A 24,091-nucleotide genomic window follows, 5' to 3' on the forward strand; every position below is an offset into this window, starting at 1 on the left:
GGCACGGTGATCGAATGGATTCTGCTGGGCGCCGCAGTGCTCCTGGTGCTCGCTTGTGGTGTCTTCGTCGCGGCCGAGTTCGCGTTGGTGACAGTCGACCGGGCAGCGGTCGAGCGCGCGGTGGCCGACGGTGATGCCGGCGCCGACTCGGTGCAGCACGCGCTGCGCAGCCTCTCGACGCAGCTCTCCGGGGCCCAGGTCGGGATCACGGTCACCAACCTCGCCATCGGCTTCCTCGCCGAGCCGGCGATCGCGGCACTGCTCCACGATCCGCTGGCGGCTGCCGGGGTGCCCGGCGGAGCCCTCCACCCGACGGCGCTCACGATCGCCTTGGTGCTGAGCACCGCGGTCACCATGATCTTCGGCGAGCTGGTGCCCAAGAACCTGGCCATCGCGCTGCCGATGCGGACCGCGAAGGCGACAGCGCCGTTGCAGCGGGGGTTCACGGCGCTGATGCGCGGCCCGATCCGCGTGCTCAACGGCTCCGCGAACTTCCTGGTACGCCGCCTGGGAGTCGAGCCGCAGGAGGAGCTCCGCTCGGCCCGCACCAGTACCGAGCTCGCCTCGCTGATCGCCCGCTCGGCCGACCAGGGAACACTGGACGCCGACACCGCGGAGCTCATGGAGCGCTCGGTCGAGTTCGGCAGCCGCACCGCGGGCGAGATCATGACGCCGCGGATGCGCACGACCACGGTGGAGACCGGTGACCGCGCCGAGACCGTGCTGGAGCTGACCCGCAACACCGGCCACTCGCGCTTCCCTGTCCTCGACGAGACCGACACGGTGGTCGGCACCGTGCACGTGAAGCACGCGGTCGCCCTGCCGTTGCACGAGCGGGCCACCACCAAGATCAAGCACATCATGGTGAAGCCGATCGTGGTGCCCGACTCGCTCCGGCTCGACCCGCTGCTCGCACTGCTGCGCCGTGACGGCTTCCAGATGGCGGTGGTGCTCGACGAGTACGGCGGCCATGCCGGCATCGTGACCCTCGAGGATGTCGTCGAGGAGATCGTCGGCGACATCTCCGACGAGCACGACCGGCTCGGTGCCCGCGGCCGGCAGCGTCGCGACGGCACCTGGTCGCTCTCCGGACTGCTCCGCCCCGACGAGGTCGAGGACCTCACCGAGGTGACGCTCCCCGACAGCGAGCACTACGACACGGTCGCCGGCCTGGTGCTCCAGGTGCTTGGCAGGATCCCGCTCGCCGGCGACCAGGTCGAGGTGCCGCTCCCGGCGCCCTTCGTGGACAACGACGAGGTGCCTCCGCCACGCCAGGTCGCGGTGCTGAAGGTGGAGCGCATGGACGGTCGTCGCATCGACCGGATCCGGATGTGGACCCGGGAGGAGGATCTCAGTGAGTGACCTGACCGCTGTGCTCATCGCCGTCGTCCTGCTGGCGCTCAACGCGTTCTTCGTCGGGGCCGAGTTCGCTCTCGTCTCCGCGCGACGCACGCAGATCGAACCGCGCGCGCAGGCGGGTTCGAAGCTCGCCCGCACCACGCTGACCGCGATGGAGAACGTCTCCCTCGTGATGGCTGGTGCCCAGCTCGGCATCACCATCTGCTCGCTCGGCCTCGGTGCCGTCGGCGAGCCGGCCGTGGCCCACCTGCTGGAGCCGCTCTTCGAGTCGCTCGACGTGCCGGATCAGCTGGTGCATCCGATCGCCTTCGCGATCGCCCTGACGATCGTCGTCTTCCTGCACGTCGTGCTCGGCGAGATGGTGCCCAAGAACATCGCGATCGCCGGACCGGACCGGGCCGCTCTCGTGCTGGGTCCGCCGATGGTCGGCATCGTGACCGTGCTGCGACCGCTGATCGTCACCCTCAACGCGGTGGCCAACCTGGTGCTGCGCGCGCTCCGGGTCGAGCCCCGCGACGAGGTGAGCTCGACCTTCACCCGCGAGGAGGTGGCGGCGCTGGTCGAGGAGTCCCGCGGCGAGGGACTGATCGAGGCCGACGAGTACGACCGCCTGGCCGGTGCTCTCGGCTTCACCGAGCGGACGGTGGAGTCGGTGCTGCTGCCGATGGCCTCCATGACGACGCTGCCCCGTCAGTGCACCGCCGCCGACGTCGAGGACCTCTGTGCAGCGACCGGCTTCTCCCGCTTCCCGGTCTGCGACGGTGACGGCGACCCGATCGGCTACCTGCACATCAAGGACGTGCTCGAGACGGACCCCGCCCGACGCGACCGGGTGGTCGACGACAAGTGGATCCACCCGTTCGCCGCCGTACGCCCGGCGGACACCCTGCACGACGCGCTGGAGACCCTGCAGCGCAGGGGAGCGCACATGGCCCGGGTGGTCGACGAGGAGGGACGTACCCACGGGCTGGCCACGCTCGAGGACGTGCTCGAGGAGCTGGTCGGCGAGATCCGCGACGCCGCGCACCTGGAGACGGCGGACTGACTCCGCGACCTGCGGGGTCGCTCGTCTAGGGTGGTGCCCGTGCAGGAGGTTCAGCGGGCATCCGATCGGATCTGGACGGTGCCCAACGCTTTGAGCATGCTCCGCTTGCTCGGTGTGCCGGTCTTCCTGTGGCTGGTGCTCGTGCCTGAGGCGGACGGCTGGGCGTTGGGCCTCCTCATGGTCTCCGGAGTCTCGGACTGGCTGGACGGCTACCTGGCCCGACGACTCGACCAGCGCTCGTCGCTCGGGGAGCTCCTCGATCCGATCGCCGATCGGCTCTACATCCTGGCCGTGGTCGTCGGTCTCGCGATGCGCGACGTGATCCCCTGGTGGGTGGCCCTGCTGCTGCCGCTGCGCGACCTGCTCCTGTGGGGGCTGGTGCCGTTCCTGAGGACGCGGGGCTACTCCGCCCTGCCGGTGCACTTCCTCGGCAAGGCTGCGACCTTCAACCTGCTCTACGCCTTCCCGCTGCTGCTCCTCGGCGACGGCGACGGGACCGTGGCGACCCTCGCGCAGGTCTTCGGTTGGTCGTTCGCCTTCTGGGGGATCGGACTGTACTGGTGGGCGGGGATCCTCTATGCCTGGCAGGTGCGGGTCCTGCTGAGGAACGAGCCGCGGGGGGAGCCGGCCACCGATGCCTGACCGCCTGCCCGAGCATGTGGTCCAACCGCTCCTCAGCCGGATCACCAACGCCTCGCTCGACGAGGACTACGAGCATGTGGCGGCCCGGCGGGCGCTCGCCGGCGGTGGCGATACGCCCCCGTCCGGAGGTCATCGGATGGCGGCCGTGGTGACCGCCCTCTTCGGACTCCTGATCGTCATCGCGGCGGTCCAGACCTCCCGGGACGCGGCGACCACCGAGGAGAGCCGGCAGGCCCTGGTCCGCCAGATCGGCACGGAACGTGACCGGCTGGCCGACAAGCAGAAGGAGCTCGCTGACCTGCGAGAGGCCAACACGGAGCTTGAGACGGGACTCGGCAAGCAGACCAAGGCCGAGCAGTCGGCGAGCCGCAAGTTGACCGACCTGGCGGCGTACACGGGCTATCTGCCGGTGCACGGTGAAGGAGTGCGGGTCCGGCTGAACAACTCGGCTGACGGGTCCGGAGACGGCGTGGTGCGCGACGAGGACCTGGCCACCCTCGTCTACGGGCTGTGGGAGGCCGGTGCCGAGGCCGTCGCGGTGAACGGGCAGCGGCTCACCGCGCTGACCGGGATCCGCACGGTCAACCAGGCCATCCACGTCAAGACCCGACCGCTGCGGCCGCCGTACGTGATCGAGGCGATCGGCGACCAGAACCGGCTGCAGGCGGGCTTCGCCGAGTCCTCGGCCGGCTCCACGTTCCTCGGGCTCCGCAACGCGTTCGGCTTCGAGTTCGACATCGACAACGAGTCGAACCTGGACCTGCCTGGCCGTAGCCAGCCATACCTGAGGGAGGCTGTTCCCTATGTCGAGCCTCCGGACAGCAAGGGAGTGACACCGTGACCGCAGCCCTCGGCCTTCTGGCCGGGATCGTCCTCGGGTTGGTGCTGCAGCCCGACGTTCCCGTGTGGTTGGAGTACTACCTGCCGATCGCGGTCGTGGCCGCGCTGGACGCCGTCTTCGGCGGCCTGCGCGCACACCTCGACGGCATCTTCGACGACAAGGTCTTCGTGGTGTCGTTCGTCAGCAACGTGGTGATCGCGGCGGCCATCGTGTGGCTGGGCGACAAGCTGGGCGTCGGCGGCCAGCTGACCACCGCGGTCATCGTGGTCCTCGGCATCCGTATCTTCTCCAACGTCGCGGCGATCAGGCGGCACGTGTTCCATGCCTGAGCAGCCCGAGCCCCGTCCCGCGGACCACCGTCCCGCGGACCACCGTCCCGCGGACGCCCGCGCGCGGCTCAAGAAGGACTTCTTCTCCAAGCCGACCCGTGCCAACGTGATCATCGCGATCGCGTTGGCGGGCGTCGGCTTCGCCGCGATGACCCAGGTGCAGTCCAACGAGCGCGACGACAAGTACACGGGGCTGCGCCAGGACGACCTGGTCCGCGTCCTCGACGGCCTCTCCACCAACACCCAGCGCGCCGAACGCGAGATCGACCAGCTCCGCTCGACGCAGGAGAAGCTGCGCTCCAGCAGCTCGCAGCGGCAGGCCGCCCTGGAACAGGCGCGCAAGGATGCCCAGATCTACGGGATCCTCGCCGGCCTGGTCGGGGCCCAGGGGCCCGGCATCCGGATCACGATCGACGACCAGGCCGGCGAGGTGCGCGCCAGCCTGCTGCTCGACACGATCCAGGAACTGCGGGCGGCGGGGGCCGAGGCGATCGAGTTCAACGACTCCATCCGGTTCATCGCGCAGAGCTCGGTAGCGGAGAACTCCCAGGGGATCACCGTCGACGGCGTGCTGCTCACCAACCCCTACGTGATCGACGTGATCGGCGAGCCGAGGACGCTGTCGGACGCTCTGGTCTTCCCCGATGGGCCCACCGAGCGGGTCGAGCGGGTGGGCGGCACCCTGGTGGCGACCGAGTCCGACGAGATCGTCATCGACAGCGTGGTGGAGGAGCCGGAGGCACGCTTCGCCCACCCCGACGAGGGCGAGTAGTTCAGCGCGCCCGTCGCCATGAGTAGAGTCCACCCCGGCCCGCCGCCCGGCGGCCGATCGTCCAGCGAGGAGTTCGTGTGTTTCCCGACGACCTGTCCTACACCGCCGAGCACGAGTGGGTCCGCGAGCCCGGCGAGGCCACCGGCTCCGTCCGGATCGGCATCACCGACTACGCCCAGGACGCCCTCGGCGACATCGTCTACGTCTCGCTTCCCGACGTCGGCCGCACCGTCTCTGCCGGCGAAGCAGTAGGGGAGCTGGAGTCGACCAAGTCGGTGAGCGACGTCTACGTGCCGATCGCCGGCGAGGTGGTCGCGCTCAACACCGCGCTCGAGGCGACGCCGGAGCTGGTCAACACCGACCCGTACGGCGCCGGGTGGCTCTTCGAGCTGGTGCCGGCGGATCGCGGCGAGCTGAGCGGCCTGATGGATGCAAACGCCTACCGAGCCTCTGTGGACGGCTGATAGGTTGACAGGGTCAACCTCGACCATGCGTTGAGGGTCGAGCCGTTCCACACCGGGAGAGTGGGCAGATGCCGTTTTGCACCAGCTGCGGGAACCGGAATCCTGACGATGCCAGGTTCTGCTCGCAGTGCGGCCAGCGCCTGGTCCAGCCGGAGGCCGCCGAGCCTGCGGTGGAGTCCACCGCGACCATCACCTTCGGAGCGCCGGAGAAGGGCGAGGGCGACGAGCGCTCGCTGAGCCCGGCCGACTCCGCGGCGGTCCAGGGACTGCCCACCGGCCATGCGCTGCTGGTCGTCCAGCGTGGTCCGAGCGCCGGCGCCCGGTTCCTGCTCGACACCGACCTGGTGACCGCGGGCCGCCACCCGGAGAGCGAGATCTTCCTCGACGACGTGACCGTCTCGCGCCGCCATGCCGAGTTCCGGCGTACCGGCCTGACCTTCACCGTCAGCGACGTCGGCAGCCTCAACGGCACCTACGTCAACCGGGATCGGATCGACGAGGTCACCCTCGCGGACGGAGACGAGGTCCAGATCGGCAAGTTCCGTCTGGTGTTCTTCAACGGCCACCCGGGCCAGGGCGCCTGACGCCATGGTGCCGGTCTCGGCTGACCCGACACCCCGCTCCGGGGGCGCCCGGAGGATGAACATCGGGGAGGTCCTCGCCACCCTGCGCGAGGACTTTCCCGGCATCTCGATCTCCAAGATCCGCTTCCTGGAGGCCGAGGGCCTGATCGATCCCGAGCGGACCTCCGCCGGCTATCGCAAGTTCACGCAGCACGACGTCGATCGGCTGCGCTACGTGCTGCGCATGCAGCGCGACCACTACCTGCCGCTCAAGGTGATCCGTGAGCATCTCGACGCGATCGACCGGGGCCTGGAGCCGCCGGCGATCGAACCGGTCGGCCCGGTGGTACCGCAGGTCGCGCTTGCCGGAGACGGCTTCCCGTCGGCCGACTCGTTCCGACAGCGCTCAGACCTGCGACTCTCCCGCAAGGAGCTGATCAAGGTCGCGGAGATCGACGAGGAGCTCCTCGTCCAGCTCGAGACGTTCGGCCTGGTGCGGGCCGGGCGCAAGGGCGAGTACGACGCCGACGACCTGGTGATCGCCCGCACCGCCGCAGACCTGGCCGGCTACGGGCTTGAGCCTCGTCACCTGCGCGCCTTCAAGACCGCAGCCGACCGGGAGGTAGGGCTGGTCGAGCAGGCGGTGGCCCCGGTCCGCAACGGCCGGGACCCTTCGGCGCGGGCACGCGCGGAGGAGACCGCGGCCGAGATCGCTGCGCTGTCGGTACGCCTGCACGCGATGCTCGTCAAGAGCGCGCTCGGCTGATCCGGTCGGCAGCGCCGACCAGTGCTGCTCGGCGCTTGGTGCGGCTCGTCTAGGCTGGGGCCATGCGTGAGGTCGACGTCGTCGGAGTGAGAGTGGAGATGCCCTCCAACCAGCCGATCGTGCTGCTCCGGGAGGTGACGGGGGAGCGTTACCTCCCGATCTGGATCGGCGCCGTCGAGGCGAGCGCGATCGCCTTCGCCCAGCAGGGCGTGGTGCCGCCACGGCCGTTGACCCACGACCTGCTCAAGACGGTCCTCGAGGAGACGGGCAACGGCTTGGCCGAGGTGCAGATCACCGAGGTGCAGGAGGGGATCTTCTACGCCACGCTGGTGCTTGCCTCGGGTGTGGAGATCAGCGCGCGTCCCTCGGACTCCATCGCGCTGGCCCTGCGGACGGGCAGCCGGATCGTCTGCTCCGAGGAGGTGCTCGACGAGGCCGGCCTCGCGGCTCCGGCCGAGCAGGAGGACGAGGTCGAGAAGTTCCGCGAGTTCCTCGACCACGTCTCACCCGAGGACTTCGAGCAGGGCTGACCGAACGCCGTACCCGCCCTCACCCTCAACCTCAGGTTGAGGGCGCGACACACCGACGTGGACGTTGACCGCCTCCCAGGTGGCGCCGTACCTTGTGGATGTCTCTGTTGTAACTCCACCGTTGTGGTTGTCGGCGTCGTCGCCGGGCCTGCTGCGACGACCTTCCCCCCTGGGAGTTACGCTGAACGGAGTAGTTAGGCGGAGGATCACGTGCTGAACGACACCGGAGTGCCCGAGGAGGGCGCGGCCGTCGCGGCGGCGGAAGAGCAGGGTCTCCTGTTCACCGACGACGTCTCGTCCGTTCCCGACGACCTCGGCTATCGCGGTCCCACTGCGTGCAGCGCGGCTGGGATCACCTATCGGCAGCTCGACTACTGGGCCCGGACCGGCCTGGTCGAGCCCACCGTTCGCGGCGCGAGCGGCAGCGGCTCCCAGCGCCTCTACAGCTTCCGCGACATCTTGATCCTCAAGGTGATCAAGCGGCTCCTCGACACCGGCATCTCGCTCCAGCAGATCCGCACCGCGGTGCAGCACCTGCGCGAGCGTGGCACCGACGACCTGACCCGTGTCACGCTCATGAGCGACGGCGCCTCGGTCTACGAGTGCACGAGCAACGACGAGGTCATCGACCTGCTCCAGGGCGGCCAGGGCGTCTTCGGCATCGCCATCGGCGGCGTGTGGCGAGAGATCGAGGGCACGCTCTCGGACCTGCCGAGTGAGCGGCTCGAGGCAGCGGGGGAGCCGGACCCGTCCGACGAGCTCGCCGCGCGCCGCGCCAAGCGCGCTATCTGAGCGTCCCGGGGCGCCGGGTGATAGATTGCCCGGGCTGATGATCCCGCACGGGAGAGTCTTCTCCGGCCAGCCGGGGGAGCGCCGAAGGGGCAACACTCCCCGGAACCTCTCAGGCGCCCGGACCGTGCGGACCAGGCAACTCTGGAGCTGAGCGCGCTGGGTGACAGAGGGGGAGGAACGTAGCCTCTCGTTCCCGACCCCGCAGGAGCCCTTGTCGTGACCGACCAGCCCAGCCTCTCCGATCTCGACGCTGCCATGCCGTTCGCACGGCGGCACATCGGCCCCGACGACGATGCGGTGGCCACCATGCTGGCCGCCGTCGGGCACACGAGCCTCGAGACCCTGATGGCGGCCGCCGTGCCGGAGCAGATCCGGACCCGGATCGAGGCCGCCCTGCCGGCTGCCGCCACCGAACGTGAGGTGGCCGCGGAGCTGCGCGCGCTGGCTGCCGAGAACCAGCCCGGCGAGTCGATGATCGGGCTCGGCTACCACGGCACGATCACGCCCGCGGTGATCCGCCGCAATCTCTTCGAGGACCCGAGCTGGTACACCGCCTACACGCCCTACCAGCCGGAGATCAGCCAGGGCCGGCTCGAGGCGTTGATCAACTTCCAGACCATGGTCGGCGACCTCACCGGCCTGCCGGTCGCCAACTCCTCACTGCTCGACGAGGGCACCGCCGCCGCGGAGGCGATGACGCTCGTACGCCGTGCCAACCGGGGTGCGACGGGCGCGTTCGTGGTCGACGCCGACGCGCTGCCGCAGACGATCGACGTGGTCCGGACGCGCGCGGAGGCGATGGGCATCGAGGTGGTCGTCGCCGACCTTGCCGCCGGGCTGCCGGAGGGTGACCTGTGCGGTGTGCTGCTCCAATACCCGGGCGCATCCGGCCGGATCCTCGACCCGCGCACGATCGTCGACGCCGCTCATGAGCGCGGCGCGTTGGCGGTCCTGGCCGCCGATCTGCTCGCCTTGACCGTCCTCGCCGCCCCCGGTGAGCTCGGCGCCGATGTCGCGGTGGGCACCACCCAGCGCTTCGGCGTACCGCTCTTCAACGGTGGCCCACACGCCGGATACATCGCGGTCCGCCCCGGTCTGGAGCGGCACCTGCCCGGCCGGTTGGTCGGGGTCTCCATCGACGCGGAGGGCCGCCCGGCCTACCGGCTGGCGCTGCAGACCCGCGAGCAGCACATCCGTCGTGACAAGGCGACCTCCAACATCTGCACGGCGCAGGTGCTGTTGGCTGTCGCCGCATCGATGTACGCCGTCCACCACGGGCCGCACGGGCTGCGCACCATCGCCGCCCGGACCCATCGCTACGCCGCGCTGGTCGCCCGCGCTCTGACCGATGCCGGCCTCGAGGTCGAGCACGCCGAGTTCTTCGACACCGTCGTCGCCCGGGTGCCGGGTCGCGCCGCCGACGTGGTGGCTGCGGCGCGCCAGGAAGGCATCCAGCTGCGGTTGGTGGACGCCGACCGGGTCGGCCTCTCCACCTCGGAGACCACCGACCGCGACGTCGTCGCCCGCCTGCTTGTGGCCTTCGGCATCGAGGTGACCGACCTGGAGGAGCTCGCCCGTATCGCGGGCGAGGTGCTTCCGGACGAGCTACGTCGTACCTCGGGATACCTCGAGCACGAGGTCTTCAACAGCCACCACAGCGAGACCGCGATGCTGCGCTACCTGCGCCGGCTCAGCGGACGCGACTACGCACTGGACCGGGGCATGATCCCCCTCGGGTCCTGCACGATGAAGCTCAATGCGACCACCGAGATGGAGCCGATCTCACTGCCCGGCTTCGCCGACCTGCATCCGTTCGCACCGGCCGCCGACGCGGAGGGCTACCGCAGGCTGGTCGACGACCTCGAAGGCTGGCTCGCCGAGATCACCGGCTACCACCGCGTCTCGATCCAGCCCAACGCCGGCTCGCAGGGAGAGCTCGCCGGCCTGCTCGCGATCCGCGGCTACCACCATGCGCGTGGCGACGAGGGCCGCGACGTCTGCCTGATCCCGTCCTCCGCGCACGGCACCAACGCGGCCTCGGCCGTCATGGCCGGGATGCGCGTGGTGGTGGTCGCCTCCCGCGACGACGGCACGATCGACGTCGCCGACGTTCGGGCCAAGTGCGAGCAGCACCGCGACGCGCTCGCCGCGATCATGGTGACCTACCCCTCCACGCACGGCGCCTACGAGGACACGATCACCGAGGTGTGCGCCCTCGTGCATGAGGCGGGCGGCCAGGTCTACATCGACGGCGCCAACCTCAACGCGCTCGTGGGCTACGCCCGGCCCGGTGAGTTCGGCGGCGACGTCTCCCACCTCAACCTGCACAAGACCTTCTGCATCCCGCACGGGGGCGGCGGCCCCGGCGTCGGGCCGGTTGCGGTGCGCGAGCACCTCGCTCCGTTCCTTCCCTCGCACCCGCAGCACCCCGAGCCGGCGAAGCGCGCAGGGGTGGGGCCGATCAGCGCGGCGCCGTACGGCTCTGCAGGCATCCTGCCGATCTCCTGGGCCTACGTGCGGCTCATGGGTGCGGCGGGGCTGACCCGGGCCACCGCGGTGGCGGTGCTCGCGGCCAACTACGTCGCCAGTCGACTGGGCGAGCACTACCCGGTGCTCTATCGGGGCCACGACGGTCTCGTCGCCCACGAGTGCATCCTCGACCTGCGCGGGCTCACCAAGGAGTCCGGCGTGAGCGTGGACGACGTGGCCAAGCGCCTGATCGACTACGGCTTCCACGCACCGACCATGTCGTTCCCGGTGGCCGGCACCCTCATGGTGGAGCCGACGGAGTCCGAGGACCTGGCCGAGCTCGACCGCTTCTGCGACGCGATGATCGCGATCCGCGGCGAGATCGATCGGGTGATCGCCGGCGAGTGGAGTGCCGAGGAGTCGCCGCTGCGGGGTGCCCCGCACACCGCCCGGGCGCTCGTCGGTGCCTGGGAGCGCGCATACTCGCGGGAGCTCGCCGTCTTCCCCAGCGGGATCGACCCCGACAAGTACTGGCCCGCCGTCGCCCGCATCGATCAGGCGTACGGCGACCGCAATCTGGTCTGCTCCTGCCCGTCTCCGGAGGCGTTCGCCGAATGAGCCTGCCTGTCGACCCGGTCGCGCCGGTCACCGCGCGCCGGCTGCTCTCTCGCGTCGCCTGTGCCCAGGTGGAGGGCCGCCTGCCGTCGATCGCCGCTGGCGTGATCCGCGACGGCTCCCTGGTCTGGAGTGCCGGGTACGGCGCCGTGCCCGGAGACCATCTGGACACGCAGTACAAGATCGGCTCGATCACCAAGACGATGACCGCGGTGCTCGTCCTGCAGTTGGTTGACGAGGGCCGCTTGGCGCTGGACGACTCGGTGGGCTCCGTGCTGGGCGAGGTCGGGTACGCCGATCGGACGATCCGCGCCCTGCTGGCCCACAACGCGGGTCTGCAGGCGGAGCCCAACGGGCCCTGGTGGGAGCGGAGTGAGGGGGGCTCCTTCGCCGACCTGGCCGCCGCCAACGACGGCTCAGGTGCGGTGCTGCCGGTAGGGGAGCAGTTCCACTACACGAACCTGGCCTACGGCTTGCTCGGCGAGGTGGTGGCGCGGCTGCGTGGCGGCACGTGGTGGGAGAACGTCCAGTCCCGCATCCTCGCGCCGCTCGGCATGAGTCGGACCTCCTACCTTGCCCAGGCGCCGCATGCACAGGGCACCAGCATCCATCCGTGGACCGGGGAGGCGATCGACGAGCCGCACCCCGACACCGGTGCGATGGCCCCCGCCGGTCAGCTGTGGAGCACGGTCACCGACCTGACGCGCTATGCGCAGTTCCTCCTGGACGGCCACGACGAGGTGCTCCCGAAGGCCGCCCTCGAGGCGGCGTACATCCCGCAGAGCGGCGCCCTGGCGAGCGGGCTCACGAGCGGTCACGGACTGGGCTTCCAGCTCTTCGCCGGCGGCTCGGGCACGCTGGTGGGCCACACCGGCTCGATGCCCGGCTTCATCGCGACCTGCTTCGTCGACCGGCAGCGCCGCACCGGTGTGGTCGCCTTCGCCAACGCCATGAGCGGCATGCCTGCCTCGTCGTTGGCGGCCGATCTGCTTGCCGAGCTCGAAGCCAGTGAGCCGACGGTCCCGGCGCCCTGGACCCCGTCCGCGGACGTTCCCGACGAGGCACGCGAGATCGTCGGTACCTGGTACTGGGGTCCGACACCGCACCTGCTCACCTGGGAGTCCGGGGAGCTGGTGGTGCGCAAGTCCGGCGCGGTCACCTACCGGTACCGGCTCGACGCCGGCCGCTGGATCGGCACCGCCGGCTACCAGCTCGGCGAGGAGCTGACGGTGGTCCGCACCCCCGACGGCGCCGTCCACTACCTCGACCTCGCCACCTTCCTCTTCACCCGCACCCCCTACGACCCCTCCGCCCCCATCCCCGGCGGCGTGCCCGCCGGAGGCTAGATTCCCCGCCCGGGCGGGGAATCTGGTGCTTGGTGTGCGTAGCTACGCACACCAAGCACCAGATTTCCGGGGCAAGTGGTGCCAGTGGTGCCAGTGGGGGCGACTCAGGCCTTCGTCAGCACGCAGTCGGCGAGGACGAGGGAGCCGTCCCGGTCACCGCCGGCGATGGTCGCGGAGATGACGACGCGGTCGCCCTCGTCCCAGGCGCGCACCTGGATGGTGTCTCCCGGGAAGACGACGCCGGCGAAGCGGGCGGAGAATCCGCCGACCTTGCTGGCATCAGAGTCGAGCAGTGCGTCGGTCACCTCGCGAAGCACGATGCCGTAGGAGCAGAGGCCGTGCAGGATCGGGGCGGGGAAGCCGGCACCGGCCGCGAACTCCGGGTCGGCGTGCAGCGGGTTGCGGTCGCCGCAGAGGCGGTAGAGCAGCGCCTGCTGCGGCGTCACGTCGTACGCCGCCTCGGCGTCCGGGGCGCGCTCCGGCAGGTCGACCTTGGTGCTCGGGCCTCGCTCACCACCCCAGCCGCCCTCGTTGCGCACGAAGATGCTCGACCGCACGGTCCAGAGGTGGTTGCCCTCGGGGTCGTGGGCCTCGGCCTCCTGCACGATGACGGCTGCCTTGCCCTTGTCCCAGACCTCGGCGATGCGGGTGGCGAGGGTGGCCGTGCCGGAGGTGGGGATGGGCCGGTGCACCCGGATCTCCTGGGAGCCGTGCAGCACCATCTGCAGGTCGATGTCGCAGCCCGGCAGGTCGAGCGCAGGCGGGTCGGTGTCGTGGAAGGTGGGCACCACGACGCCGAAGGAGGGCAGCACCTGGAGGTTGGCGTCGTCCAGGGTGTAGCGCAGCGCCGCGGCGTTCAGGTTGTCGCCCGGACGTGCACCGGCACCGATGCCCAGGTGGTAGAGGAGCACGTCGGAGGCGCCCCAGGAGAAGGCCTGGGTGCGCGGGGCAGCGGCGAGGGCGACAGCGGTGTCGATGGGCATGGGTGTCAGGCCTTCCTGAAGTTGTCGGCGATGTCCTGCGCCGCGATGTAACCGAACGTGACGGCGGGGCCGATGGTGGCGCCGGCTCCGGCGTAGGTGTTGCCCATGACCGCAGAGCTGACGTTGCCGGTGGCGTAGAGGCCCTCGATGACCGAGCCGTCCTCGCGCAGTGCCCGGGCGTGCGGGTCGGTCACGATGCCGCCCTTGGTGCCGAGGTCGCCGGGCATCATCTTGACGCCGTAGAAGGGGCCGTTCTGGATCGGACCCACCGACGGGTTCTTGACCTTGGGGTCGCCGTAGTAGCGGTCATAGGCCGAGTCGCCGCGGCCGAAGTCGAGATCCTTGCCGGTCTCGGCGAAGCCGTTGAAGCGCTCGACGGTGGAGAGCAGACCGTCGGCCGGGATGCCCATCTTCTCCGCGAGCTCCTCGAGCGAGTCGGCCTTCACGATCGCCCCGGACTTGAGCCACCGGCCAGGAATCGACTGGCGCGGCGGCAAACCGGCGAAGGTGTAGCGGTTGCGGTAGGTCTGGTCGAAGACCATCCAGCTGGGGAAGTGGTCGATCCCGGTCCGCTCGGCGGACTCGTACATCGCGTGCACGGCGTCGACGTACGGCGAAGCCTCGTTGAAGTACCTGTTCCCGGCCTGGTTGACGATGATCGAGCCGGGCAGGTTGCGCTCAGCGAGGCAGAACCACGGGCCGCTGGGCAGCGGGATCGCCGGCCCCCACCAGGCGTCGTCCATGAGGTCGAGCGCGGCACCGGCGCGCGCGCCGGCCTCGATGCCGGCGCCGGTGTTGCCGGCCGCACCGGTCGTCCACTCGGTGCCGATGGGCTCTGCCTGCCACTTCTTGCGCATCTCTTCGTTGTGCTCGAAGCCGCCGCAGGCGAGGACGACGCCGGCTCGGGCGCGCAGCGTGCGCTGCTCACCATGGCGGGTGACCTGCACACCGATGACCTTGCCGTCCTCGACGAGCAGGTCGGTGAGCGGCGTCTCGTACCAGAGCGGGATGTTGCGGTCGAGCATGCCCTTGCGCAGCCCGATCATCATCGCCATGCCCATGCCGTACATGCGTCGCTTGAGCAGGAGGCTGACCGTGCGCTTGAACGCCAGCTTGATGCCGACGAGCCAGCCCTGGATCGAGTGGCCCATCAGGTTGAGCTTGCGGTAGTCGGCCTGGCCGACGACGAGCCCGGCCGGCGCCTTGGTGTACGGCGCGGTGAGTCGCCCGAGCTCCGGGCCGAGGATGTTGCCGTTGATCGGCTTCGGCTCGACCGAGCGGCCCGAGGCCTTGCCGCTCGGCGCCTCCGGGTAGTAGTCGCTGTAGCCCGGCACCCACTTGAAGTCGGCCGCCGAGTGATCCTTGACGAACTGCAGCGCCTCGGGGCCGTTGTCGATGAAGGCGTCGATACGGGCCGGATCGACCTTGTCGCCGATGATCGAGAGCAGGTACTCGCGGGTCTCGGCCCGGGTGTTGCCCTGGCCGGCCTTGAGCAGCGCGTAGTTGTTCGGGATCCAGATGCCACCGCCGGAGCGGGCGGTCGAGCCACCGAATCCGTCGGTGCTCTCCAGCAGTACGACGCTCAGGCCGCGCTCGTGCGCGGCGAGGGCAGCGGTCATCCCGCCGCCACCCGATCCGACGACGATGACGTCGAACTCGTCAGGCTCGTTGGTGGCAGTCGCCAAGAGGTCCTCCGTGGTCCAGCCCCACTGGGTGGGCGGTTGCGTGTCGAAAGAATGTAACAAGTTCTATTGTGGTGGTCGGACCACGATCCCGTCGTCCGAGATCCGCTCAGGAGAGGCCACAGAAGTCATGCGCAAGGCCACCGCCGCAATCGTCGGCCCCGGCAACATCGGGACCGACCTGATGTACAAGTTGCTGCGCAGCGAGGTCATCGAACCCCGCTGGATGATCGGCGTCGACCCGTCGTCGGAGGGCCTCAAGCTGGCTCGCGACAAGGGCCTGGAGTCGACCCACGAAGGGGTCGACTGGCTCCTGAAGCAGGATGAGCTGCCGGATCTCATCTTCGAGGCGACCAGCGCCTACGTGCACCGCGATTACGCGCCGCGCTACCAGGAGGCGGGCATCCGGGCCGTCGACCTGACCCCCGCCGCCGTCGGGCCGGCCGTGATCCCGCCGGTCAACGGCGAGGAGCACGTCGGCGCGTGGAACGTGAACATGATCACGTGTGGCGGCCAGGCCACGATTCCGATGGTCGCCGCCGTCTCCCGCGTCACCCCGGTGAGCTATGCCGAGATCGTCGCCTCCGTCTCCAGCGCCTCCGCCGGCCCGGGCACGCGTGCCAACATCGACGAGTTCACCCGCACCACCTCGAACGGCGTGATGACGATCGGCGGCGCCGAGCGCGGCAAGGCGATCATCATCCTCAACCCGGCCGAGCCGCCGATGATCATGCGCGACACGATCTTCTGCGCCGTCGAGCCGGATGCCGACCGCGACGCGATCGCCGAGTCCGTGCACCGGATGGAGCGTGCCGTCCAGGAGTACGTGCCGGGCTACCGGCTCCTCCAGGAGCCGCAGTTCGACGACGCCTCCGAGGCGACCCTCGGCAAGGTGAAGGTGAGCATCTTCGTCGAGGTCGAGGGCGCGGGCGACTTCCTGCCGCCGTACGCCGGCAATCTCGACATCATGACCGCCGCGGCCGCCCGCGTGGGTGACCACATCGCCCGCTCGCTGCTCACCCAGGAGAAGTGACATGACCTTCCTGACCACCCCGGAGACCAACCAGCTCACCCGCCGTTGGGCCGACGTGGACGCGGCCAGTGGCCTCGACCTGCGGCTCACCGACACGTGCCTGCGGGACGGCTCGCACCACAAGCGGCACCAGTTCGTGCCGCAGGAGGTGCGCGACATCGTGGCCGCCCTCGACGGTGCCGGGATCCCCGTCATCGAGGTCACCCACGGTGACGGCCTCGGCGGCTCCTCCTTCAACTACGGCTTCTCCCGTACGCCGGAGCAGGAGTTGATCAAGCTGGCTGCGGAGACCGCCCAGCGCGCCAAGATCGCCTTCCTCATGCTTCCCGGCGTGGGCACCAAGGACGACATCCGGGCTGCCCAGGACAACGGAGGGCAGATCTGCCGGATCGCCACCCACTGCACCGAGGCCGACACCTCGATCCAGCACTTCGGCCTCGCGCGCGAGCTCGGGCTGGAGACGGTCGGCTTCCTGATGATGTCGCACACGCAGCCGCCGGAGGTGCTCGCCAAGCAGGCCCGCATCATGGTCGACGCCGGTTGCCAGTGCGTGTACGTCGTCGACTCGGCCGGCGCGCTGGTGCTGGAGGGCGTGGGCGACCGGGTCGCTGCGGTGGTCGCGGAGATCGGTGCGGAGGCGACGGTCGGCTTCCACGGCCACGAGAACCTCGGTCTGGGGGTCGCGAACACGGTGATCGCGGCACGTGCCGGCGCGACCCAGATCGACGGCTCCGTGCGTCGCTTCGGCGCGGGCGCGGGCAACACACCGCTCGAGGCCTTCATCGGTGTGTGCGACAAGCTCGGCTGGTCCACCGGAGTGGACTTCCTGCGGATCGTCGATGCTGCCGAGGACGTCATCCGGCCGGCGATGCCGGAGGAGTGCACCCTCAACCGGATGACCTTGATGATGGGCTACGCCGGCGTCTACAGCTCGTTCCTCAAGCACGCCGGCAACGCGGCGGAGCGGTACGGCGTCTCGGGTGCCCAGATCCTGCTCGAGGCGGGGGAGCGCAAGTTGATCGGCGGCCAGGAGGACCAGCTGATCGACATCGCGCTCCAGCTCAAGGCGAAGCAGGACGCGAACGCCTGATGCGCGGCCCTGCGGAGTCGGGCCCTGCGGAATCCGGATCGGCGGAATCCGGCTCACCGGAAAGGGGTCTGGTCAAAACGAGAACGTGTTCTAGTATTGCTCCATCATCCCTTTCCACTAGAGGAGACCGCTGATGTCCAAGGACGTGCTCGACGGAGTCCGTGACCTGCTGCCCATGTTCCGTGAGCGGGCGGACGAGGGCGAGAGCGCCCGGCAGGTCCCGGACGCTTCCGTGAAGGCGCTGGAGGCCACCGGCTTCTTCCGGATGCTGCAGCCCCAGCGCTACGGCGGTCTCGAGGCCGACCCGATCGACTTCTTCACCGCCGTGAAGGAGATCGCCTCGGCGGACGGTTCGACCGGCTGGATCTCCTCGGTCCTGGGCGTGCACCCCTGGCAGGTCGCGCTCTTCCCTGACGAGGCACAGCAGGCCGTGTGGGGCAGTGACCCCGACACCCGGCTCTCCTCCTCCTACGCGCCTACCGGCAAGGCGGTGCTGACCGAGGGCGGCTACCAGCTCTCCGGCAAGTGGTCGTTCTCCTCCGGCTCGGCGCATGCGTCGTGGGTGCTGCTCGGTGGCCTGGTCTTCAACGAGGACGGCAACGTCGTCGACTTCAAGACGTTCCTGGTGCCGCGCGACAAGTACGAGATCGTGGACGTCTGGAACGTCGTCGGCCTGCGCGGCACCGGCTCCAACGACATCGTGGTGGAGGAGACCTTCATCCCCGACGCGTTCACGCTCTCGATGTCCGACACCGGCCGCTGCTACGGCCCGGGCCAGGAAGTGAACACCAGCAACCTCTACAAGCTGCCGTTCCATTCGCTCTTCACCACCACCATCACCACGCCGATCGTCGGCATGGCGACCGGTGCGTACGCCGAGCACGTGGAGATGCAGCAGAAGCGCGTCCGTGCCGCCTACCTGGGCGAGAAGGCATCCTCGGACCCGTTCGCCGCCGTACGGATCGCGCGGGCCGGCTCCGAGATCGACGCCGCCTGGGCGCTGCTCATGCAGAACATCCGCGACGAGCAGGCGCTCGTGGAGCGTGGAGAGCAGATTCCGCTGCAGCTGCGTCTGAAGGTGCGTCGCGACCAGGTCCTGGGCACCCAGCGTGCGATCGACGCGATCGACGAACTCTTCGAGGCTTCCGGTGGCCGGGCGCTCGCCGAGGGCACCTACCTGCAGCGCGCCTGGCGCGACGCCCACGCCGGGCGGGTGCACGCCGCCAACGACCCGGAGCGTGCACTCAAGATGTTCGGCGACCTCGAGTTCGGTCACAAGATCGACCCGGGGATGTACTGATCCACCGCGACCGCGCAATAGGGAGAACGCAGTCATGACCATCGATATCAAGAGCATGGGCTACGTCCGTGTGCTTTCGACCGACCTCGACCAGTGGCGCACGTTCGCCGGCAAGGTCCTGGGCCTCGTCGAGGCGCCGGGGCCGAACTCGGAGAACCTCTACTACCGCATCGACGAGGTGTCGGCGCGCCTGGTGGTCCAGCCCGGCGACGTCGACCGGTTCGACCTGTGTGGCTGGGAGCTCGCCGACGACAAGGCGCTGCAGGCCGCGCGCGACCACCTTGCGGCGGCGGGCGTCGCCTTCGAGGAGGGCACCCCGGAGGAGCTCGCGGAGCGCCGGGTCCAGGAGATGATCCGGTTCTCCGACCCCTGGGACAACGTCTTCGAGCTGTTCCACGGCATCACCTACGAGGCCCGCCCCGCCGTCACGCCGTACGGGCACACGTTCGTCACCGGAGACCAGGGGATGGGTCACATCGTCATCCCTGTCACCGATGATGTGGCCGCGCTCGAGTTCTACACGGAGACACTCGGCTTCCGGCTCCGTGACTCCTTCTCCTTGCCGGGCGAGCTGGCCGGCAAGGAGCCCGGCTCGAAGATCTGGCTGCGGTTCCTGGGGATCAACCCCCGGCACCACTCCCTGGCGTTCCTGCCGTTCCCCAACGCCGACAAGTGCGTCCACATCATGCTGGAGGTCGACAAGCTCGACGACGTCGGGCGGGCGCTCGAGCGCGTCAAGAAGTACGACGCGCCGCTGTCGGCCACCCTGGGCCGCCACATGAACGACGAGATGATCTCGTTCTACGTGAAGTCCCCGGGCGGGTTCGACGTCGAGTTCGGCACCGAGGGCCTGCGGGTCGACGACAGCAAGTGGGTGGCCCGTGCATCCACCGCGGTCTCTTACTGGGGCCACGACTTCAGCGTTCGGCAGCAGTGACGAGACAATGGGCAGCATGACCGACCACCACCTTCCAGCGGGGATGAGCGCCGATGCGGCGGCCAACTGGCCGCCGCAGGAGCTGATCGACTCGTTCCTTGGCAACTTCGACTTCGAGTTCCGGCCCGGTGAGGCCAGCGAGATCGGGGACGACGAGGCTGCACAGGCCGCTGCACGGCGCTTCCGTGACACCTTGGGGCGCTACTGCAGCGGGGTCACGGTGGTGACGTCGGTCTCCGACGGGGAGCCGGTGGGGATGACCTGCCAGTCCTTCTCCAGCGTCTCGCTCGACCCTCCGTTGGTCACCTTCATCCCGGCGAAGACGTCGCGCGCCTGGCCGTTGATGCAGCGGGCGGGTCACTTCGCGGTGAACTTCCTCGCCGCCGACCAGATCGACATCTCCAACCGGATGGCGTCGCGCGGCAGTGACAAGTTCGCCGACACCGAGTGGTCCACGGGCAAGACGGGTGCACCGCTCCTCGCGGGCACGGTCGGCTACGTCGACTGCACGGTGCACGCCGTCCACGATGCCGGCGACCACTGGATCGTCGTGGGGCGGGTACAGGACATGGACTTCACGGTCGACGACGAGGGGGCTTCGCCCGACCCGCTGCTCTACTTCCAGGGGAAGTACCGCACCACCCGCTGAGCTGCGCGCGCTGCTGGATAGAGTCACGCCGTGAGTGAGGACCTGCTGGTGCGCCGGGACGGCGCCGTCGTCGAGATCACCTTCAACCGGCCGGAACGGCACAACGCCTTCACCAAGGCGATGTACGCCGGGATCTGGGAGACCTGCCAGGGCCTGGCCGAGGACCCCACGGCGAAGGTGCTGGTGCTGCGGGGCGCGGGTGGCCGTGCGTTCGCTGCCGGCAACGAGATCTCCGACTTCGTCGATGCTGACGCCGTCGCCTACGAGACGTGGATCCACGGCATGCTGCGTGCCCTCTACACGCTCCCGCAGGTCACGATCGCGGCCATCGACGGCGTCTGCGTAGGTGGCGGACTGGCGGTGGCGACGCACTGCGACGTACGTGTCGCGACGCCGCACTCACGCTTTGGCTACCCGATCGCCAAGACCCTGGGCAACGCGCTCTCTGCACCGATCGTCTACCGGTGCCGCGCCGTCTTCGGTGAGTCGATCACCCGCCGGATGCTGCTGACCGCCGAGCTGGTCGGTGCCGAGCAGGCACAGTCGGTAGGCGCACTGAGCGCCGTCGCCAGCGATCTGGACGCCGAGCTCGAGTCCTTGGTCTCCAGGATCGTGGATCTCTCGCCGGTGACGGTGCGCACCACCAAGCGCCAGCTTGCCGACCGCTCCGAGCGCATCGACACCGCGCCTGCCTTCGACGAGCAGGTACTCCGTGAGGTCTACAGCGGCCCTGACTTCCACGAGGGAGTCCGGGCCTTCCTCGCCAAGGAGAAGCCCACCTTCCGCGGCTGAACAAGCGGATCGTCCCTAACAGATTTGTGGATACCCGCTGGTAGGACCACGAATCTGTTAGGGACGATCGGGGTGAGAAGGGGTCAGCCGCCGAGGGCGGAGATGGCGTCGTGGATCGCCAGCGTGCGCTGGGCGGACTCGACGTGGAGGTTCTCCACCATCTTGCCGTTGTAGGTGACGACGCCGGCGCCCTTGCCCTCCTCCCAGGCGGCGATGAGGCCGCGGGCCTCATCGACGGCCTGCTCGCTGGGGGCGAAAGCGGCGTTGGCGCCGTCGACCTGGCCGGGGTGGATCAGCGTCTTGCCGTCGAAGCCCATCTGGCGGCCCTGCTCACACTCGGCCAGGAAGCCGTCGATGTTCTTGACGTCGTTGTAGACGCCGTCGATCACGGCGATGCCGGCAGCCCGGCCGGCGAGCAGCGCCTGATGCAGGGACGGCAGCACCGGAGCCCGGCCGGGCACGTGCTCGCAGTACAGCTCCTTGACCAGGTCGTTGGTGCCGAGCACGAACGCGCCCAGCCGGTCGCTGGCGGTGGCGATCTTGTGCGCCTTGAGGATCGCGATCGGAGTCTCGATCATCGCCCACAGCTTGGTATGCGCGGGGGCACCGGCCTTCTCGATCTTCGTGACGAGCTGGCGGACCTCCTTGGCACTGTTCACCTTGGGTACGACGATCGCGGCTGGGCCGGCCTGGGCCGCGGCGACCAGGTCGTCGTCGTGCCACTGGGTGCCGATGCCGTTGACCCGGATGGTGAGGGTACGGCGCCCGTACTCGCCGCTGGCGACCGCGGCGGCCGCCGCCTCGCGGGCAGCGGGCTTGGCGTCGGGAGCGACCGCGTCCTCGAGATCGAAGATCACGCCGTCGATCGGCAGCGTCTTCGCCTTCTCCAGAGCCTTGGCGTTGGAGCTCGGCATGTAGAGCACCGAGCGGAGCGGAGTGAACGTGTCAGTGTGCGAGCTCATCTCAGGCCTCTTCTGCGGGAGCGGGGATCGCGTCGTACATGGCCTTCAGGTCGGGGTCGATGGCCGCCAGCTGCTCGGCCAGCTCGACCTGCACCAGGCACTGCTTGAGGGAGGCGTCGTCCTCCATCTTGCCGTCGATCATCACCGCGCCGGTGCCGTCGCCCATGGCGGCGACGACACGGCGGGCGTGCGCGATGTCCTCGACGCTCGGCGCGAAGACCTTGTTGGCGATCTTGATCTGCGCGGGGTGCAGCGACCAGGCGCCGACACAGCCGAGCAGGAAGGCGTTGCGGAACTGGTCTTCGCAGGCGACCGTGTCCTTGATGTCGCCGAACGGACCCCAGTAGGGGTAGATGCCGTGCATGACGCAGGCGTCGACCATGCGAGCGATCGTGTAGTGGTAGAGGTCCTGCTGGTAGGTGGTGCGCTCGGCGTCGTAGGCGAAGCCACCGTCGTCGGTGCGGGGAGCATCCTGCCGGACCAGGTAGCCGGGGTGCGGCCCGCCCACGCGGGTGGTCTTCATCCGGCGGTCGGCCGCAAGGTCGGCCGGGCCGAGGGAGAGACCCTGCATCCGCGGCGAGGCGCCGCAGATCTCCTCGATGTTGGCGACGCCGCGGGCGGTCTCGAGGATCGCGTGCACCTGGAGCGGCTTGGTGATGCCGGCCTTCGCCTCGAGCTGGGCGAGGATCCGGTCGATGTAGTGGATGTCCTCGGCGCCCTGGACCTTGGGCACCATGATCACGTCGAGCTTCTGGCCGATCGCCGGGATCAGGGTGGTTAGGTCGTCGAGGACCCAGGGGGAGTCGAGGGCGTTGATGCGGGTCCAGAACTGGGTGGGGCCGAAGTCGACCTCCTGGCCGATCTTCACCAGTCCGGCGCGCGCGCGCTCCTTGTTCTCCGCCTTGACCGCGTCCTCGAGGTTGCCCAGCAGGACGTCGACGGTACCGACCATCGCGGGGACCTTCGCCGCCATCTTCTCGTTGCCCGGGTCGAAGAAGTGGATCGCGCGAGACGGCCGTGCGGGGATCTCCCTCAGCGGGGCCGGCGCCCCCAGCGCGAGTGGGGCGAAGAAGTCCTTGGCGGTACGCAATGTGCTGCTCCTCGAGGTCGTCCGGGCAGGACGACGCGCCCTGCCGCTCGGAACCTAGCAGCCTGCCGGGCCGTGCCGGTATGACCCACCCCACGGATCCGGCCAGCCGCCGCGGCCCCGGGGCACTATGCCGCGGGCCTGGCCGAGGTCGGTGTGCCCGCGTGCAGGCGCTCCACCAGCCGTGCCGCCGTACGCCGTCCGTCGGCGAGATGATCGGAGGTGCGGGAGAAGTCCCGCATCCCGACGCCCAGGTCGGGTGTGGAGAGGTGATGCACCTCCACCTCGGTACCGAGGTCCGGGAACGGGCGGACCCGGGTCGCCACCCCGAGGCTGGCGACGACCATCTCGACCGGGTTGGTGGCGCGTGGTGCTCTCGTCGGCACGCTCGCGTCGAGGATCCAGACCCGAGTGGGGCCGAACTCGCGGGCTCCGGCGACCGGCACCAGGTCGGCCACCCCGCCGTCGACGTGCACGCTCACTCCGCCTCCAGCCCGCGGCAGCTCGACCGGCGGGAAGACTCCCGGTACGGCGGCGCTCGCCAGCAGGAGCGGCAGCAGGTCGCCCACGGAGTGGTAGTTCGCCTCATTGCGCTCCAGGTCGGTGGTGACCACGCGCAGCGGCAGCGCCGCCTGCTCGAGTCGGGTGACGGGCAGCCAGCTGTCGACGATGCTGCGCAACCCGTGGTCGCCGAAGAGGTAGGGCCGCCGTCCGGCCAGGTGGCGGAGCAGGCCGAGCGTGCCGCCGGGAAAGATGTCGCGACTGGTGAGTCGAAGCCACTGCTCGGCCAGCTGATGAACGCCGCGGAGTCCCGGGTGGCAGGCGAGGTGTGCGGCGTTCAGCGCGCCGACGGAGGTGCCCACGAGGGCAGCGGGCCGGATGCCCGCCTCGATCAGGGTCTGGGCCATGCCGACCTGGACGGCGCCACGGGCAGCGCCCCCGGACAAGACGAAGACATCGGTGTGGGACGACATCAGCTCCCCCTCGCGACCGGAACCTGGACTGGCTCACAGGTTCGGCGGATGCGTGGGGGAGCTGAGTAC

At 69.7% G+C, this 24,091-nt stretch carries 24 protein-coding genes and 1 riboswitch; of the genes, 19 read left to right on the plus strand and 5 right to left on the minus strand.

Annotated elements, in window-relative coordinates; genetic code table 11:
• Positions 1-6: 6 nt before the first annotated feature.
• The 13 genes from DNK54_RS02680 (at position 7) to DNK54_RS02740 (ending at position 12,533) form a co-directional block, all read left to right on the plus strand.
• On the plus strand, positions 7-1,362 hold the full coding sequence (locus tag DNK54_RS02680; RefSeq protein WP_110205380.1) for a hemolysin family protein: 1,356 nt from the start codon (positions 7-9) through the stop codon (positions 1,360-1,362).
• Positions 1,355-2,404 (plus strand): hemolysin family protein, encoded by a 1,050-nt coding sequence (locus tag DNK54_RS02685; RefSeq protein ID WP_110205381.1) that lies wholly within the window; start codon positions 1,355-1,357, stop codon positions 2,402-2,404. The genes DNK54_RS02680 and DNK54_RS02685 overlap by 8 nt, the downstream gene beginning before the upstream one ends.
• Positions 2,405-2,413: 9 nt before the next feature.
• Positions 2,414-3,046: a cardiolipin synthase ClsA gene (clsA, locus tag DNK54_RS02690; RefSeq protein ID WP_275426243.1), complete on the plus strand. Its 633-nt coding sequence runs from the start codon at positions 2,414-2,416 to the stop codon at positions 3,044-3,046.
• Complete coding sequence (locus tag DNK54_RS02695) at positions 3,039-3,887, plus strand: DUF881 domain-containing protein (protein ID WP_110205382.1); 849 nt, start codon at positions 3,039-3,041, stop codon at positions 3,885-3,887. Before clsA ends, DNK54_RS02695 begins: the two co-directional genes overlap by 8 nt.
• A complete protein-coding gene (locus DNK54_RS02700; protein WP_110205383.1) occupies positions 3,884-4,216 on the plus strand; it encodes a small basic family protein in 333 nt (110 codons plus the stop codon). Before DNK54_RS02695 ends, DNK54_RS02700 begins: the two co-directional genes overlap by 4 nt.
• The gene (locus tag DNK54_RS02705) at positions 4,209-4,988 is read left to right on the plus strand and encodes a DUF881 domain-containing protein (RefSeq protein WP_110205384.1); all 780 of its coding nucleotides are present in this window, start codon (positions 4,209-4,211) and stop codon (positions 4,986-4,988) included. The genes DNK54_RS02700 and DNK54_RS02705 overlap by 8 nt, the downstream gene beginning before the upstream one ends.
• A gap of 77 nt (positions 4,989-5,065) precedes the next feature.
• Positions 5,066-5,452 (plus strand): glycine cleavage system protein GcvH, encoded by a 387-nt coding sequence (gcvH, locus tag DNK54_RS02710; RefSeq protein WP_110205385.1) that lies wholly within the window; start codon positions 5,066-5,068, stop codon positions 5,450-5,452.
• Between the two features lie 68 nt (positions 5,453-5,520).
• Positions 5,521-6,036, plus strand: a complete 516-nt coding sequence (locus DNK54_RS02715; protein ID WP_110205386.1) for an FHA domain-containing protein — start codon at positions 5,521-5,523, stop codon at positions 6,034-6,036.
• Between the two features lie 55 nt (positions 6,037-6,091).
• Positions 6,092-6,781 carry a transcriptional regulator FtsR gene (gene ftsR, locus DNK54_RS02720; RefSeq protein ID WP_239459874.1) on the plus strand — a complete coding sequence of 230 codons (690 nt, stop codon included), beginning with the start codon at positions 6,092-6,094 and terminating at the stop codon, positions 6,779-6,781.
• Positions 6,782-6,843: 62 nt separating this feature from the next.
• The gene (locus tag DNK54_RS02725) at positions 6,844-7,311 is read left to right on the plus strand and encodes a bifunctional nuclease family protein (protein ID WP_110205388.1); all 468 of its coding nucleotides are present in this window, start codon (positions 6,844-6,846) and stop codon (positions 7,309-7,311) included.
• Between the two features lie 210 nt (positions 7,312-7,521).
• On the plus strand, positions 7,522-8,103 hold the full coding sequence (locus DNK54_RS02730) for a MerR family transcriptional regulator (protein ID WP_110205389.1): 582 nt from the start codon (positions 7,522-7,524) through the stop codon (positions 8,101-8,103).
• Positions 8,104-8,141: 38 nt separating this feature from the next.
• Positions 8,142-8,238, plus strand: a riboswitch (glycine riboswitch).
• Between the two features lie 120 nt (positions 8,239-8,358).
• Positions 8,359-11,190: an aminomethyl-transferring glycine dehydrogenase gene (gcvP, locus tag DNK54_RS02735; protein WP_162602299.1), complete on the plus strand. Its 2,832-nt coding sequence runs from the start codon at positions 8,359-8,361 to the stop codon at positions 11,188-11,190.
• Positions 11,187-12,533, plus strand: coding sequence for a serine hydrolase domain-containing protein (locus tag DNK54_RS02740; RefSeq protein ID WP_110205391.1), 1,347 nt, complete (start codon positions 11,187-11,189; stop codon positions 12,531-12,533). The genes gcvP and DNK54_RS02740 overlap by 4 nt, the downstream gene beginning before the upstream one ends.
• 104 nt (positions 12,534-12,637) lie before the next feature.
• Here the strand turns inward: DNK54_RS02740 and DNK54_RS02745 are convergent, their stop codons facing one another.
• Both DNK54_RS02745 and kstD read right to left on the minus strand, forming a co-directional pair.
• A complete protein-coding gene (locus DNK54_RS02745) occupies positions 12,638-13,516 on the minus strand; it encodes a MaoC/PaaZ C-terminal domain-containing protein (RefSeq protein WP_110205392.1) in 879 nt (292 codons plus the stop codon).
• A gap of 5 nt (positions 13,517-13,521) precedes the next feature.
• Complete coding sequence (gene kstD, locus DNK54_RS02750) at positions 13,522-15,201, minus strand: 3-oxosteroid 1-dehydrogenase (protein WP_110205393.1); 1,680 nt, start codon at positions 15,199-15,201, stop codon at positions 13,522-13,524.
• 127 nt (positions 15,202-15,328) lie between these two features.
• Here kstD and DNK54_RS02755 point away from each other — a divergent pair, with 127 nt between their 5' ends.
• From DNK54_RS02755 to DNK54_RS02780, 6 genes are all read left to right on the plus strand, one after another.
• Positions 15,329-16,231 carry an acetaldehyde dehydrogenase (acetylating) gene (locus DNK54_RS02755; RefSeq protein ID WP_110205394.1) on the plus strand — a complete coding sequence of 301 codons (903 nt, stop codon included), beginning with the start codon at positions 15,329-15,331 and terminating at the stop codon, positions 16,229-16,231.
• A gap of 1 nt (position 16,232) precedes the next feature.
• Positions 16,233-17,321 carry a 4-hydroxy-2-oxovalerate aldolase gene (gene dmpG, locus DNK54_RS02760; protein ID WP_239459875.1) on the plus strand — a complete coding sequence of 363 codons (1,089 nt, stop codon included), beginning with the start codon at positions 16,233-16,235 and terminating at the stop codon, positions 17,319-17,321.
• Positions 17,322-17,454: 133 nt separating this feature from the next.
• Entirely contained in the window at positions 17,455-18,621 is a 1,167-nt protein-coding gene (gene hsaA / locus DNK54_RS02765) for a 3-hydroxy-9,10-secoandrosta-1,3,5(10)-triene-9,17-dione monooxygenase oxygenase subunit (protein ID WP_110205395.1), read from the plus strand.
• 34 nt (positions 18,622-18,655) lie between these two features.
• Entirely contained in the window at positions 18,656-19,558 is a 903-nt protein-coding gene (gene hsaC, locus DNK54_RS02770) for an iron-dependent extradiol dioxygenase HsaC (RefSeq protein WP_110205396.1), read from the plus strand.
• Between the two features lie 16 nt (positions 19,559-19,574).
• Positions 19,575-20,207 carry a flavin reductase family protein gene (locus DNK54_RS02775; protein WP_239459876.1) on the plus strand — a complete coding sequence of 211 codons (633 nt, stop codon included), beginning with the start codon at positions 19,575-19,577 and terminating at the stop codon, positions 20,205-20,207.
• A gap of 30 nt (positions 20,208-20,237) precedes the next feature.
• Positions 20,238-20,999, plus strand: a complete 762-nt coding sequence (locus DNK54_RS02780; RefSeq protein ID WP_110205397.1) for an enoyl-CoA hydratase-related protein — start codon at positions 20,238-20,240, stop codon at positions 20,997-20,999.
• An 83-nt stretch (positions 21,000-21,082) separates the two neighbouring features.
• On the opposite strand, the gene DNK54_RS02785 is transcribed toward DNK54_RS02780, so the two are convergent.
• The 3 genes from DNK54_RS02785 to DNK54_RS02795 all read right to left on the minus strand — a co-directional run bounded on the left by DNK54_RS02785 (position 21,083) and on the right by DNK54_RS02795 (position 24,022).
• The gene (locus DNK54_RS02785) at positions 21,083-21,961 is read right to left on the minus strand and encodes an HpcH/HpaI aldolase/citrate lyase family protein (protein WP_110205398.1); all 879 of its coding nucleotides are present in this window, start codon (positions 21,959-21,961) and stop codon (positions 21,083-21,085) included.
• Between the two features lies 1 nt (position 21,962).
• Positions 21,963-23,051, minus strand: a complete 1,089-nt coding sequence (locus DNK54_RS02790) for an HpcH/HpaI aldolase/citrate lyase family protein (protein ID WP_110205399.1) — start codon at positions 23,049-23,051, stop codon at positions 21,963-21,965.
• 125 nt (positions 23,052-23,176) lie between these two features.
• A complete protein-coding gene (locus tag DNK54_RS02795) occupies positions 23,177-24,022 on the minus strand; it encodes a patatin-like phospholipase family protein (protein ID WP_110205400.1) in 846 nt (281 codons plus the stop codon).
• Positions 24,023-24,091 lie beyond the last annotated feature (69 nt).

This window comes from Nocardioides daejeonensis, from assembly GCF_003194585.1.
Taxonomy (GTDB): domain Bacteria; phylum Actinomycetota; class Actinomycetes; order Propionibacteriales; family Nocardioidaceae; genus Nocardioides; species Nocardioides daejeonensis.

Excerpts from the sequence above, each read along its gene's own strand:
- DNK54_RS02695 (WP_110205382.1), top strand. The coding sequence starts at position 3,039 with ATGCCTGACCGCCTGCCCGAGCATGTGGTCCAACCGCTCCTCAGCCGG.
- DNK54_RS02705 (WP_110205384.1), top strand. The coding sequence starts at position 4,209 with ATGCCTGAGCAGCCCGAGCCCCGTCCCGCGGACCACCGTCCCGCGGAC.
- DNK54_RS02715 (WP_110205386.1), top strand. The coding sequence starts at position 5,521 with ATGCCGTTTTGCACCAGCTGCGGGAACCGGAATCCTGACGATGCCAGG.
- ftsR (WP_239459874.1), top strand. The coding sequence starts at position 6,092 with ATGAACATCGGGGAGGTCCTCGCCACCCTGCGCGAGGACTTTCCCGGC.
- DNK54_RS02725 (WP_110205388.1), top strand. The coding sequence starts at position 6,844 with ATGCGTGAGGTCGACGTCGTCGGAGTGAGAGTGGAGATGCCCTCCAAC.
- gcvP (WP_162602299.1), top strand. The coding sequence starts at position 8,359 with ATGCCGTTCGCACGGCGGCACATCGGCCCCGACGACGATGCGGTGGCC.
- DNK54_RS02740 (WP_110205391.1), top strand. The coding sequence starts at position 11,187 with ATGAGCCTGCCTGTCGACCCGGTCGCGCCGGTCACCGCGCGCCGGCTG.
- DNK54_RS02745 (WP_110205392.1), bottom strand. The coding sequence starts at position 13,516 with ATGCCCATCGACACCGCTGTCGCCCTCGCCGCTGCCCCGCGCACCCAG.
- DNK54_RS02755 (WP_110205394.1), top strand. The coding sequence starts at position 15,329 with ATGCGCAAGGCCACCGCCGCAATCGTCGGCCCCGGCAACATCGGGACC.
- dmpG (WP_239459875.1), top strand. The coding sequence starts at position 16,233 with ATGACCTTCCTGACCACCCCGGAGACCAACCAGCTCACCCGCCGTTGG.
- hsaA (WP_110205395.1), top strand. The coding sequence starts at position 17,455 with ATGTCCAAGGACGTGCTCGACGGAGTCCGTGACCTGCTGCCCATGTTC.
- hsaC (WP_110205396.1), top strand. The coding sequence starts at position 18,656 with ATGACCATCGATATCAAGAGCATGGGCTACGTCCGTGTGCTTTCGACC.
- DNK54_RS02775 (WP_239459876.1), top strand. The coding sequence starts at position 19,575 with ATGACCGACCACCACCTTCCAGCGGGGATGAGCGCCGATGCGGCGGCC.
- DNK54_RS02785 (WP_110205398.1), bottom strand. The coding sequence starts at position 21,961 with ATGAGCTCGCACACTGACACGTTCACTCCGCTCCGCTCGGTGCTCTAC.
- DNK54_RS02795 (WP_110205400.1), bottom strand. The coding sequence starts at position 24,022 with ATGTCGTCCCACACCGATGTCTTCGTCTTGTCCGGGGGCGCTGCCCGT.